Source organism: Flavobacterium cutihirudinis (assembly GCF_003385895.1).
Lineage (GTDB): Bacteria > Bacteroidota > Bacteroidia > Flavobacteriales > Flavobacteriaceae > Flavobacterium > Flavobacterium cutihirudinis.
The window spans coordinates 831,860-844,616 of record NZ_QRDQ01000009.1 but is presented as its reverse complement, the minus strand read 5'-3'; the positions used below and the strand labels follow the sequence as shown (position 1 = coordinate 844,616).

The 12,757-nt window shown below is 34.8% G+C and carries 13 protein-coding genes; 3 read left to right on the top strand and 10 right to left on the bottom strand.

The genetic code is table 11. The features are described 5' to 3' along the window. Window positions 1-59 precede the first annotated feature (59 nt). On the bottom strand, window positions 60-701 hold the full coding sequence (locus BD847_RS14420) for an NAD(P)-dependent oxidoreductase (RefSeq protein ID WP_115888953.1): 642 nt from the start codon (window positions 699-701) through the stop codon (window positions 60-62). Window positions 702-758: 57 nt separating this feature from the next. Next, entirely contained in the window at window positions 759-1,166 is a 408-nt protein-coding gene (locus BD847_RS14415) for an RrF2 family transcriptional regulator (RefSeq protein ID WP_115888952.1), read from the bottom strand. A gap of 117 nt (window positions 1,167-1,283) precedes the next feature. Here BD847_RS14415 and BD847_RS14410 point away from each other — a divergent pair, with 117 nt between their 5' ends. After that, window positions 1,284-2,195, top strand: coding sequence for an AEC family transporter (locus BD847_RS14410; RefSeq protein ID WP_115888951.1), 912 nt, complete (start codon window positions 1,284-1,286; stop codon window positions 2,193-2,195). A gap of 111 nt (window positions 2,196-2,306) precedes the next feature. Further along, complete coding sequence (locus BD847_RS14405) at window positions 2,307-2,945, top strand: peroxiredoxin (RefSeq protein ID WP_026727986.1); 639 nt, start codon at window positions 2,307-2,309, stop codon at window positions 2,943-2,945. A 170-nt stretch (window positions 2,946-3,115) separates the two neighbouring features. Here BD847_RS14405 and BD847_RS14400 read toward each other — a convergent pair whose 3' ends face one another. The 4 genes from BD847_RS14400 to BD847_RS21055 all read right to left on the bottom strand — a co-directional run bounded on the left by BD847_RS14400 (window position 3,116) and on the right by BD847_RS21055 (window position 8,039). Further along, on the bottom strand, window positions 3,116-5,350 hold the full coding sequence (locus tag BD847_RS14400) for a cation:proton antiporter domain-containing protein (RefSeq protein WP_115888950.1): 2,235 nt from the start codon (window positions 5,348-5,350) through the stop codon (window positions 3,116-3,118). A gap of 240 nt (window positions 5,351-5,590) precedes the next feature. Continuing rightward, window positions 5,591-6,937 carry an adenylosuccinate lyase gene (purB, locus tag BD847_RS14395; protein ID WP_115888949.1) on the bottom strand — a complete coding sequence of 449 codons (1,347 nt, stop codon included), beginning with the start codon at window positions 6,935-6,937 and terminating at the stop codon, window positions 5,591-5,593. Window positions 6,938-7,142: 205 nt separating this feature from the next. Beyond that, the gene (locus BD847_RS14390; protein ID WP_115888948.1) at window positions 7,143-7,832 is read right to left on the bottom strand and encodes an SIR2 family NAD-dependent protein deacylase; all 690 of its coding nucleotides are present in this window, start codon (window positions 7,830-7,832) and stop codon (window positions 7,143-7,145) included. A 78-nt stretch (window positions 7,833-7,910) separates the two neighbouring features. Next, window positions 7,911-8,039, bottom strand: a complete 129-nt coding sequence (locus tag BD847_RS21055) for a hypothetical protein (RefSeq protein ID WP_262511889.1) — start codon at window positions 8,037-8,039, stop codon at window positions 7,911-7,913. Between the two features lie 32 nt (window positions 8,040-8,071). On the opposite strand from BD847_RS21055, the gene BD847_RS14385 reads away from it, so the two are divergent. Further along, the gene (locus BD847_RS14385) at window positions 8,072-8,734 is read left to right on the top strand and encodes a TrmH family RNA methyltransferase (RefSeq protein ID WP_115888947.1); all 663 of its coding nucleotides are present in this window, start codon (window positions 8,072-8,074) and stop codon (window positions 8,732-8,734) included. Window positions 8,735-8,805: 71 nt separating this feature from the next. Here BD847_RS14385 and BD847_RS14380 read toward each other — a convergent pair whose 3' ends face one another. The 4 genes from BD847_RS14380 to BD847_RS14365 all read right to left on the bottom strand — a co-directional run bounded on the left by BD847_RS14380 (window position 8,806) and on the right by BD847_RS14365 (window position 12,642). Then, complete coding sequence (locus BD847_RS14380; RefSeq protein WP_115888946.1) at window positions 8,806-9,765, bottom strand: transporter family protein; 960 nt, start codon at window positions 9,763-9,765, stop codon at window positions 8,806-8,808. A 389-nt stretch (window positions 9,766-10,154) separates the two neighbouring features. After that, window positions 10,155-11,195 (bottom strand): cytochrome-c peroxidase, encoded by a 1,041-nt coding sequence (locus BD847_RS14375; protein ID WP_115888945.1) that lies wholly within the window; start codon window positions 11,193-11,195, stop codon window positions 10,155-10,157. A gap of 159 nt (window positions 11,196-11,354) precedes the next feature. After that, on the bottom strand, window positions 11,355-12,155 hold the full coding sequence (locus BD847_RS14370; RefSeq protein ID WP_115888944.1) for an MbnP family protein: 801 nt from the start codon (window positions 12,153-12,155) through the stop codon (window positions 11,355-11,357). Between the two features lie 109 nt (window positions 12,156-12,264). After that, entirely contained in the window at window positions 12,265-12,642 is a 378-nt protein-coding gene (locus BD847_RS14365) for a hypothetical protein (protein ID WP_244201609.1), read from the bottom strand. Window positions 12,643-12,757: the final 115 nt, after the last annotated feature.

The window sequence follows — 12,757 nt, the reverse complement described above, 5'->3', positions numbered from 1 at the left end:
GTAATTCGCGGCAAAAAAACTTAGAATCTTAGCAACTTAGGATCTTAATAACTTAAAATTTAATATCCAGCTGTAAATCTAACTTGATGATGTTTTGGAGTTTCGATTTCATCAGCAATTACAACCGCTAAATCTTCAACAGATAAAATACTTCTTTGTTCATCGTTAAAAACAGGATTCTCTAAACCTAAGCGATATTTACCGGTTCTTCCTGTTTTTGTTCCTGCGTGCATTTCAAAAGCAGGGCTGAAGAATGCCCAGTCCAAATCTTTTTCTTCTTTAATGATATTCAAATAATGTCTTGCTGCATTGGCTCCTGGGAAAATTTCTTTAGGAAAATCCGGAGTATCCACAGCTTGTAAATCTGGTGCGACAAACAAACTTCCTGCCCCGCCAATAGTGATAAAACGCTTAACTCCTGATTTTTTAGCAGCTTCCTGAATCGCTTTTGAACCGGCTAAAAAGTCGTCATAGATATTAGGATTTGTCCATCCCGGATTGTAGGCATTGATAATTGCATCATGTCCTTTTAAGATATCTGCCAAAGCATCAACATTAAAAATATCAGCAGCAACCCAAGTTGCGTTTGCAGTATCTTTTGGAGTTCTTGCTATTGCTGTAATTTCGTGTTTTCTGTCTGCTAATTCGTTTAAAATTGCTGAGCCAACAAACCCTGTTGCTCCAATAAGTGCGATTTTCATAATATATAAATTTATTTAGTAATAAAAAATGTTACAGTTTCGGGTAAAAAAATACTTTTAGAATTGATTTGAAAAATCTTCCAACGAAATTCCTTCTAATTGTGCGCTGACTTTCTGATTCATTTCGGCGTATAAAGCATCCAGATTCTGATTGATTTTTTTCCCAACAGGACAATCCGGATTGGGTTGATTTTTAGCATAACCCAAACCAATGGTTTCAAAAGTCATTTCGAAAATTTCTTTTAAGGTCAGTTTAGACGAATCTACCGCTAATTTTGTTCCGCCATTTTTCCCTTCTTTACTTTCTACAATATGATGTGCTTTTAAATTTGCGATTTCTTTTCGAACCAAAACAGGGTTGAGGTTAATACTTCCCGCAATAAATTCCGATGACAAATAATCATTTGGGAATTTATTCAGTAAAGTAAGAATGTGAATCGTTATGGCAAATTTACCTGAAATCATACTGTAATAAAATATGTTACAAATGTAGTAAGTTTTATAACATAAAAAGTAATTTTAACTAAAAATTAATTTCTTTCAACATTGTTTAAATGTCTACTTTTGTCATGAAGCCTTGATATGAACAACTTTATTATAATATTCTTCTTTTTGTTTTTGGGTTTGCTTTTGCAGAATGTAAAGCGATTTCCAACTCATATTTATAAAACAATCAATAAAATTGTTATTTATATATGCCTTCCTGCGATTACTTTGTATCACATTCCGAAAATAAAATGGAGCAATGAATTACTGTTTCCAATAGGAGCAGGCTGGATTAGCTTTTTTCTGGCTTTTGTATTTTTTCATTTCTTGGGAAGGCGATTAGGTTGGTCAAATAAACTGATTGGTTGTCTGATTTTAACAGCCGGATTAAGTAATTCTTCTTTTCTTGGATATCCCATTATTGAAGCGTTATTTGGCAAAAAAGGATTAGAAACTGCCGTATTAGTAGATCAGCCGGGAACTTTTGTAGTGGTTTCGACTTTGGGCGTTTTTGTTGCCGCATTTTATTCTAATGGAAATCCTGATTTTAAAAGTATTTCAAAAAAGATACTCTTCTTTCCGCCTTTCCTGACATTTGTGGCCGCTTGCCTAATGAATGTTTTTGATTATAATTTAGATTTAAACATTCAGTCAGTGTTGTTGAAAGTGGGAAGTCTTGTTACGCCATTGGCTTTATTTTCAGTTGGCTTGCAACTGAGTTTTGACCGAAACAGTAAACATTGGAAATTTTTACGACTTGGGCTTTTCTTCCGACTTATTGTAACGCCGTTGGTTATTTTTATTCTATATGTTTTTGTTTTCAATCAACATTCCGAAGCTATAAAAATTACAATTATAGAAATCGCTATGGCACCCATGATTACGGGTGCAATTTTGGCTTCAACGTATGGCTTAAAGCCAAAATTAAGCAGCATGATGATTGGTTTTGGAATTCCTATTTCCTTTATAACCATTGCTATTTGGTATTTTATAGTCGGTTTTATTTGATTTAAAATACTAATTAGATAGAGAATGTAGAATTTTAACTTTTTTTAAGAGTTTGGGTGTTTTCTCTATGCATTTTTTACTTAATTTTAGATGAACTAAAAAAGTAAAATTATGTCAACATTAAGATTAGGCGATATAGCTCCGGATTTTCATGCAGAAACCACACAAGGACCAATCAATTTTCACGAATATTTAGGTGATTCATGGGGAGTTTTGTTTTCGCATCCAGCTGATTTCACGCCGGTTTGTACAACTGAATTGGGAACAGTAGCGAATTATGTTCCGGAATTCAATAAAAGAAATACAAAGGTTATTGCTTTGAGTGTAGATGGATTAGAGTCTCACAAAGAATGGATTAAAGATATTAACGAAACTCAAAATACAGAAGTTAATTTTCCGATTATTGCTGATGAAGACAAAAAAGTTGCGACTTTATATGATATGCTTCATCCAAATGCAAGTGATAAATTTACCGTGCGTTCTGTTTTTGTAATTGGTGCCGATAAAAAAATTAAACTTACGCTAACATATCCGGCTTCAACAGGAAGAAATTTTGACGAATTACTTCGTGTAATTGACAGTTTGCAATTAACTGCAAATTATAGTGTTGCAACTCCGGCAAACTGGAAAGATGGAGAAGATGTTGTAATTGCTCCAGCTATTCCCGACAGCGATATTCCTGCAAAATTCCCAAAAGGGCATACTCCAATAAAACCGTACTTGCGTTTGACACCGCAGCCGAATAAATAGTTTTTTTTAGGTTCAAAGTGACAGAGTTACAAAGTTGCAAAGATTTTCCTAAGAGGATATTATTTTATTTGTAAAAAAAGCGCTAAGATTTTCATTTTTGAAACCTTAGCGCTTTTTTATTCATAACCTTTGAGCCTTTGTAACTCTGTCACTTTGAACCTAAAAAAAACTTATCTAGCCAACAAAGCCGTCATTCTTTTCTTATCTCCTACAACCCATAGAATGTCATCTTTTTCTAATATTAAACTCGATTCAGGATTTAAGATACGGTTTCCGTTTCGTTCGATTCCTACTACCATTCCGTCTGTTTTGGCTCTAAACTGTCCAATGGTTTTTTTAATGAATTCATCTTGCGAGACTTCAAGTTGACGTAAAACAATATCGGTTTCTTCTACTTTTGAAGGTGGTTCAATTTCATTTTGAGTTAGGAATTTCGTGAATTCTGCAATTTGTGCATCGGTTCCAATTACGCAAATTTCATCGCCTGGAAATAAACGTTCCGTTTTGGTCGGTATCGGAATTGTAACTTCGCCACGTTTAATGTAAGCGATATTAATACCTAATTGCTCACGGATTTTAAGTTCCTGTAAAGTTTGCCCAACAAGATTAGATTCTTTTTTAATTTCAAAAAATGACATGTGACCGTCCCAAGGCATTAAATTCGCATAACGTCTGTCGATTTTTTTATTTTCACGATCGTTGAGGTTTTTCAGAAAGTGATTTTCTATTTTATGATATTGTTCGTTTAATTTTTTAGGGAAAATTTGATACGCTCCAATAGCAATTATCAGCGCAACAAAAGCGACTAAAGGCGAGAAGAAAATATTCAATAAAAAGCCGACAAAAAACAGACCAAGACTCATTCTGATTAAAATCAGCATTAGTAACGCTCCACGGTATTTTCGCTCTTCCCATAAAATTTCAACTTCTTCAACTTTCACTCTTCTTAATGAGAGCGCCCATAAAAACGGAGCAATTACAACCAATGTAATTAATGCAGCAAGTGTGTTCCCAAATCTTGTATCAGCTACTAAAGGCGCAACAAATTTGGAAGACAATAAAATAATCGCTGTGATGATTATAGTATGGAGAATAATTTGCGTTACCGAAGCACGTAATACAATTTGCCAAGTACTTACCGATTTAATGGCTTGTGCGTTCACACTGTAGCGGTTGATATTTTTAACCCATTTTTTAGGCATTTTCGATTCTAAGAACAATGCAAATGATTCTGAATATTTAATTAAAAACGGAGTAGTAAATGTAGTAACTGCCGAAACGGCTACTATTATAGGATACAAAAAGTCGCTGGTAACCTTCAATGTCATTCCGAGTGTGGCTATGATAAAAGAAAACTCCCCAATTTGTGCTAAACTCATTCCGGTTTGTACAGATTGTTTTAAAGGCTGACCTGATAATAAAGCGCCAAATGCAGAACTGAATGCTTTTCCGAAAACAGTTACTAAAGTGATAATCAAAACCGGAAGTGCAAAATCAACTAAAGTTACAGGGTTAATTAACATTCCGACTGAGACAAAGAAAACAGCTCCAAATAAATCTTTTACAGGCTGAATTAAATGTTCTATTTTTTCTGCCTGAGTAGTTTCAGCAATAATAGAACCCATTATAAAAGCACCTAACGCAGGAGAAAAACCAACATTGGCAGCAAACATAACCATCATTAAACATAATGCAAGCGAAATAATAAGCAGCATTTCGTCACTTAATAAATGTTTTGCTTTTTTCAAAATCGTCGGAATAATGAAGATTCCACCTAAAAACCAGATGATTAAAAAGAAAACCAATTTTAGAACTGATTGCAATAAAGCAGCCCCGGAAACCTGATCGCTTACCGCAATTGTGGAAAGTAAAACAAGCATTAAAATAGCGACAATATCTTCGACAATTAAGGCGCCAAATACTATTCCAACGAACTTTTTTCCTTTAACTCCCAACTCATCAAACGCACGAATAATAATAGTTGTCGAAGAAATAGAGAGTGTTGCACCAAGAAAAATACTATCCATTTTTCCCCATCCCATCCATTGGCCAACCATATAACCAATCAAGGTCATGAACATAATCTGGGTTATGGCGGTAATGGAGGAAGTACCTCCAACTTTCATCAGTTTTTTAAAACTGAACTCGAGCCCTAAACTAAACAGTAAAAAGATAACACCAATTTCTGCCCATACTTCGACACTTTTCATATCTGTAATCGAAGGGAAAAAATCAAAGTGGTTTCCGGCCAAAAATCCTGCAATCAGATATCCCAAAACCAACGGTTGCTTCATTTTTTTAAATATAAGCACGGCAATTCCGGCGGTCATCAGGATTAGTCCCAAGTCGCTGATTAAAGGTTGTAAGTGGTGGGTAGTTTCGGCAGCGGCGTTTAAGGCAATCATATAGAAGTGGTATTTTAGTTTCAGGAGCTGATCCAGCTTTCCATTTCAAGCTTTTGTTCAAAAATGCCTATTTTTTAAGCAATTCCAGGAGCTTCCTCCGGTCGCTCTGTAATTGCAAAAAAATATGGCTTTTTTCACAAAAGGCTTTTCATTTCAATCTGGGCTAATAACTCCGGGTTAAATAAAAAAAAGCTATCTCGATAAAGATAGCTTTTTTTGGGAAAATATTTTAGATTTTCTTTAAATACCTGTGTAATTGCTTGGAGTTATCTGCATTAATTCTGCTCTAACAGCATCAGAAACTTCTAAAGTTGCAATAAAATTATGAATAGCATTTTTGTCGATTGCTTCATTTGTTCTTGTCAAACCTTTCAAAGCTTCATAAGGATTTGGATAGGCTTCACGACGCAAAATTGTCTGAATAGCCTCAGCAACAACTGCCCAGTTTTTCTCTAAATCTTCAGCAAATTTACTTTCGTTTAAAAGTAATTTGTTCAAACCTTTTAAAGTAGCTTCAAAAGCAATGATAGTGTGTCCAACCGGAACACCAACATTTCTTAAAACAGTACTGTCAGTTAAATCACGTTGTAATCTTGAAATTGGCAATTTAGCAGCTAAATGCTCAAAAATAGCATTTGCAATTCCTAGGTTTCCTTCAGAATTTTCAAAATCGATAGGGTTTACTTTATGTGGCATTGCAGAAGATCCAATTTCTCCAGCTTTGATTTTTTGTTTAAAATAATCCATTGAAACATACGTCCAAATATCACGATCTAAATCGATAATGATATTGTTGATTCTTTTTAAACCATCAAAAAAGGCAGCAAAATGATCGTAATGCTCAATTTGTGTTGTTGGAAATGAATGTTGTAAACCTAAACCAGTTTCAACAAATTTAGTTCCGAATTGCTTCCAGTCAATTTGTGGATAAGCTACATGATGCGCATTGAAATTTCCAGTTGCACCACCAAATTTAGCTGCAAAAGGAACGTTAAATAACAAACGCATTTGCTCTTCTAAACGCTCAACAAAAACCAAAATCTCTTTTCCTAAACGAGTAGGAGAAGCCGGTTGTCCGTGCGTACGTGCCAACATTGGAATGTCTTTCCATTCAACACTTAATTCTTTCAATTTAGAAATCACAGAAATTAGTGAAGGCATATAAACCTGCTCAAAAGCGTCTTTTGTAGAAAGCGGAATCGCAGTGTTATTAATATCTTGAGATGTTAATCCGAAGTGAATGAACTCTTTGTATTGAGATAAACCTAATTTTTCAAAAGCATCTTTAATAAAGTATTCAACCGCTTTTACGTCGTGGTTGGTTACTTTTTCTGTTTCTTTAATCCAAAGTGCGTCTTCAGTAGAGAAATTTTTGTAGATATTTCGTAAACTTTCAAATAAGTTCGAATCAATGCCTTGTAATTGTGGCAATGGAATTTCGCATAAAGCAATAAAATATTCCACTTCAACTAATACACGGTATTTTATTAAAGCTTCTTCAGAGAAAAAAGGTGCTAAATTTTGAGTTTTATTTCTATATCTGCCGTCAATTGGTGATATAGCATTCAGTTCGTTTAAAGTAGTCATTGTTATGTTGTTTTTCGAAAGGTGCAAATATAAACAGAATTTGCGGATTTAAAGTAATCAGAAAGTCAATTGAATAAATTTAAAAAGGGAAAAAAGAGATCATAACACAAATTTCACGAATTGACACGGATTTTTTTGGCTACTTGATAGATAATGCAAAAAATTTGTGTCAATTCGTGAAATTTGTGTTCAATAAATTATGTGTTTAAATCGATTTTAATTTTTCTCGTAGATCAGCAACACCTTCAGATGCAAATTTGGCAATCGTTTCCACTTTATTTCGAAGATTCGGAATCGAAATTGGTTTCGGATCAATATAAAAAACCGGAGTTGTACTTGGTGTGTAAGCAATCAGTCCCGCTGCAGGATAAACTTGCAATGAAGTGCCAATTACGGCAAAGTAATCGGCTGTTTCTGTAATGTCGATTGCTTCTTCTAATGCCGGAACTTCTTCGCCAAACCAAACAATATGTGGTCGTAATTGATGTCCGTTTACATCAAAATCTCCCATATATAAATCTTCAGTCCAATCTAAAATCAGGTTTTTATTTCGGACACTTCGAACTTTTAATAATTCACCATGCAAATGCAAAACGTTTGTGCTTCCAGCGCGTTCATGCAAATCGTCAACATTTTGCGTAATAATATAAACGTCGAAATCTTTTTCTAGTTCGGCTAAAATGATGTGCCCTAAATTTGGTTTTACTTCTTTTAACTGTTGGCGTCTTTTGTTGTAAAAATCCAAAACCAATTCCTGATTTTTATGCCAGCCTTCCGGAGTAGCTACTTCCATAACGTCATGACCTTCCCATAAACCATCGCTGTCGCGGAAAGTTTTAATTCCGCTTTCAGCACTAATTCCGGCACCAGTTAAGACTACAAGTTTCTTTTTCATTTTTCTAATATTGTATTATTCAGGTAAATGGATAAATTCTAAAATGCGAATTATTATCGGTTTTGATTTTTTCAGACTTTAACCGTCAACATGATTCACATTTTGAAGAAAGATAGGAAGTTTTTTTGCTTTTCCCAAAGCTAATTTGATTCCTGTTTTATCAACGAAACCTTTATGAATATAAAGTGGCTTTGCCTGATAGGACAAATATTATTATTTTTGCGCCAAACATAAATAAAATGATTGATTTAGATTACCTCGCTTTTCTTGAAAATATATTAACAGATAATCGCAAAGAACGATTTTTAAATGTTCTCACTAATCGTACAAAGCATTTTACAGTTGCTGTAGAAGATGTTTTCCAGATGCACAATACAAGTGCGGTAATGCGAAGCTGCGAAGTTTTTGGAATTCAGGAATTAAATGTAATCGAGCAACGTTTCGGAAAAAGAATTGACAAAGAAATAGCACTCGGAGCTCAAAAATGGGTAGACATCAATCGATTTGATTCGGTTTCCGGATGTCTTTCAGACTTAAAAAATAAAGGATATCAAATCATCGCTACAACGCCGCACGAAAAAGATTCGGTGTTGGAAGAATTTGATATTACAAAACCAAGTGCGTTGTTTTTTGGAACGGAGAAAGAAGGTTTGTCACAAGAAATTATGGACAATGCCGATGGTTTTCTAAAAATACCAATGGTTGGTTTTACAGAGAGTTTAAATATTTCGGTTTCAGCCGCAATCATTATTCAGAATCTGACCAACAGATTGAGAAGATCCGATATAAAATGGCAACTTTCAGAAGACGAAATTTTAGAAAAACGTCTTTTATGGGCGAAAAACTCGATTAAAGATATCAAGAGAATCGAAGCTCGCTATTACGAAGAAAATCCAAGGTAAGTTTTCTAAGCTACTAAGTTGCTAAGAAAAAAACTTAGAATCTCAGTAGCTTAGCAACTTAGTATCTTTTTTTACAAAGTATAATTTAGGTTAATACTCCATCTGTAATTCGCTTCCATATTTCCGTTTGATAAATTTTGAGAAATCGGAAGCATTGCATTTACGCCAATCGAAAATTTATCTTTTCCAGCTTCAATACCAAATTTTCCAAATAAAATATCTCCTGCAGTATTTGGCACATCAAGTCCGTGCTGAATATTTGTTTGGTAAACCTCTCCGGCAATTCCTGCTTGTGGCACAATCTGAAACTTATTCGCATCAAACAAATAAAAGAAAGTTCCGGCATAATTAAACTGGTCGCCGTATTGGTAATTTTTACTGTTTTCGGTTTTAAAAATATAGTTTAGTGTCGTATTCAAACCTAGATTTTTGTGTTTGATAACATATTCAGAAACCAAAGGAAAATCCCAGCTTCCAGTTCCCAATTGAAAACTCTGATTTATAGTTCCCAAATTGTTGATTTCTTTAAATTGTCCTGTCGGAATTTTTACACCGCCACCAATATTTACTTTATGAGTAAAAACGGTACTGTCTTTTTTGGTTTCATAAATCGTGTAAAGTCCCATAACGGTAATATCGCCTAAACCTTCAATACTTTGGGTTCCAGCTGTCAATTGTCTTTCGTGAAAATGATACGGAACCAAAGCAGAAATCTGAATTTTTTCTGTAACCGGAATTCTTGCCCAAGCCTGAATGGTATTGAAGTTTTCGTCAATCCATGGAGAATTTGCAAAGATTCCGTCACGGCTTGTATAACTTTGTTTGAAGTATCTTAAGCCCACAAAATTATTATTCAGCATCGAACTAAATCCCATGCTTCCGCCGCTTGCCGAGCATCCGCAAGCATCGCAATCAAAATCTTCCATCATTTCGATGCGCTTAAAAGTAAAGACCGAAATGCTATCTTTTTCAGTGAAACTAAAAGCTGAAAAGCCAATTATAAAAGTTAGAAGTACAAATATTTTTTTCATTTTAATTGTTTTTAGGAGCTAATCTCGCTTTCCGTTACAAACTTTTTTCAAAATCCCATTTTTCTAAAAGTTTATAAAGCTTCCGTTGATCGCTTCATAAACTCAAGAAAAATCAGGTCTTTTTTCAAAAAGGTTTTCCACTGCAATCGGGGCTATGGCACCTGTTTTTATAAGATTATTAATCCTGATATTTTGTGTTTTTTATTGTAGAGGCGCACTGCAGTGCTTCTACGCAACGATTATCCACAACTCGTAGACGCACTGCGGTGCGTCTCTACAGATAAACTTTGTTTTATTGCTTTTTGCCACAGATTAAGGTGATTTTAAGGATTTTTTATAATCTGTGCTAATCCTTTTATCCCGATAGCTATCGGGAGTGGCAAAATATTTTAAAATTCCGAGAAGCGTTTATCTGTCAAATATTGATTGTCTGTCAACGTTTTCAGGAATGCAATTATTTGTTTTTTATCAGTTTCAGAAAGCGTTATTCCAAATTTTCCGTTTTGTTTTAAAATCGGGTCAAGTGTCTTTGAATCTTCAATTCCATTTGCATAATGATCCAAAACGCCTTCCAAGGTTCCAAATCTTCCGTCGTGCATATAAGGGCCGGAAACTTCTACATTTCGTAAACTCGGTACTTTGAATTTGTAATAATCACTAGCTAATTCTGTCACTTTGTAACGTCCAACATCATTTACCGCCGGATTTACTGCTAAACCATTATTCCTAAAAGAATTATCCGTTTGCAAATCTGTAGCATGACAAGACGCGCATTTGGATTTAAATAAATCGTATCCAGCCAGTTCATCGGTTGTTAAAGTTCCGCCTGGTTCATTTCGTCTGTATTTGTCAAATTTTGAATTTGAAGAAACAACCATGACCATAAACTGCGAAAGCGCTTTCAGCATGTTTTCGGTTGTGATGGCTCCGTCGTCAAAAGCTTGACCAAACAATTTTTGATATTCTTTGTCGCCTTTCATCATTTTTAAAATAGCTGTCAAATCGCCATTCATTTCAATTATACTGGTTAGCGGAATAATTGGCTGTAAGTCCAAATGATCTGCAGCACCATCGTACATAAATATACTTTGGTACGCTAAATTCTGAATAGGTGGTGTATTTCTAGTTCCCTGAGCATCGTTTACGCCATGACTTACAGTGTGTCCGTGATGCGTAAAAGCGTTTGCCTGAATATGGCAAAAACCACAGGAAACTACTCCGTCTGAAGCTAAACGTCCGTCGTAGAACAATTTTTTTCCTAATTCAAATCCTTTTTCTGTTGGCGGATTCAATGCAATATTATAAGCCAGTTCAGGAAAGTTTGATGGAACTTTAAATTCTAAAGGAATATTGACATATGCATCATCCTGATCTGAACAACTCCATAATAATGGAAGCAACAGCCAAAGAAAATATTTTATATTCAACATGATTTTTTTGGTATTATGAAACACAAAATTTCTGGATTAGCCCCGGTAGGAGCGGCATCCTTTTGTGGCGGTCCAGAAGCCTCGGGAGCCACAAAAGATACAGCGGATAACGGGACGTCATTTCTGAAAATCCTGCTGTTTGTGCTTCTAAAATAAAATTTAGTCGTTATGTACGTGATCAACTCTAAACATCGTGTTGATGTTTTGTGTAATTATTGGCAAATTTGCGCCACCCATTATCATCGCGCCCATTCCGCCCATGTTGTTGTCTGAAAGTTTGATTTTGTTTGGTCCGTCGATAACTTTAGAAAGATCGGTAATAATGTGAATCGCTGGAGTAATATCTGTGCGAACTAAAGCTTTTGTTGGTAAATCTAATGTTACTTCAGTGTAATTGTAATCGGTTCCGGTTTTTCCGGTATGGATCATAAATGGCGTTGCAGCGGTTACTGTCGGAGAAGTAAAATTACCTTCAAGAGCGAAGAATTTGTATCCTGCAGCCCAAGACCACATCATACCTGCATCATCGGCTTGTGCCAGGAAATCGCCTTGACCGGCAGCGCCTAGTTTCCATTGTTCTTCATCAACACCAATTCCGAATTTTACTTTTGTATAATCTCCGGCAGGAATATCTGAAAGTTGAAATTGTTGCCCTGCAGCTGTAGCTTCGTCAGCAATGAAATAGCTTTTGCTTTTTGGATACACATAAGTAGAACCGTCTGCTTTTGTAAAAACAACATTGCTTACAATGTATTTTACTAAACTGATTTTTAATACTTCATTGTTTGAAGTTGTATTTCCCTGAGTGTTTAAAATAAGGTCGTTTGCTCCAAAGGCATTATCAAATTTCAATGTGATTTTTCCGTTTCCTGAGATGTTTTCACTGTCATCATTTGAGCAGGAAATTAGAGATATAGATAATGCTGCAATAGCGAATGCTTTGTAAAGTATGTTTTTCATTTTGAGATTTTTATATAATTAATTTAAAATAGGAGGTGCGCATGCACTTCTTTCGCTGTTTTTGGACAACGAAATAGTGTTTCAAACGAATTGAAACAGATTTAAAAAATTATATAAAAAAGGATGGTGGGCGAAAAGCAGCCTCAGAAACCGAAATTGGTTTTTTATCTAAAGCAGAAAAGATCACAGCTTTAGTCTGAATAGGAGCGACTAATTGATAAGGAGCTGTAATTGTATTTTGAATGTAGACAATCTCTGATTTCTCTTTTAGGTTGTCTTGCATTTTCTTTTCGTTATCAGCGTATTTTTTCAAGCTTTTTTGAAGTTCACATCGACCGTTACAGGTATTGAAAACTTGTTTACGTTGTACGCAAATCGTTTTTGTAATTTCAGCCTGATTTAATTTGAAAGAAGCATAAACAAAGAAGTTGCCAAAAGATGGCACTAAAAGCATACTAGAAAGTAATATGATAAAAAACTTCTTCAAGAGTCAATTCGTTGTTTCGACTGCAAAAATACATTATATTATTTTTAATTATAATCATTTTTGCCATTTAACATAAAAAAAAAATTTAGTCTCAGTTTACAGTTGATGTGGAAAG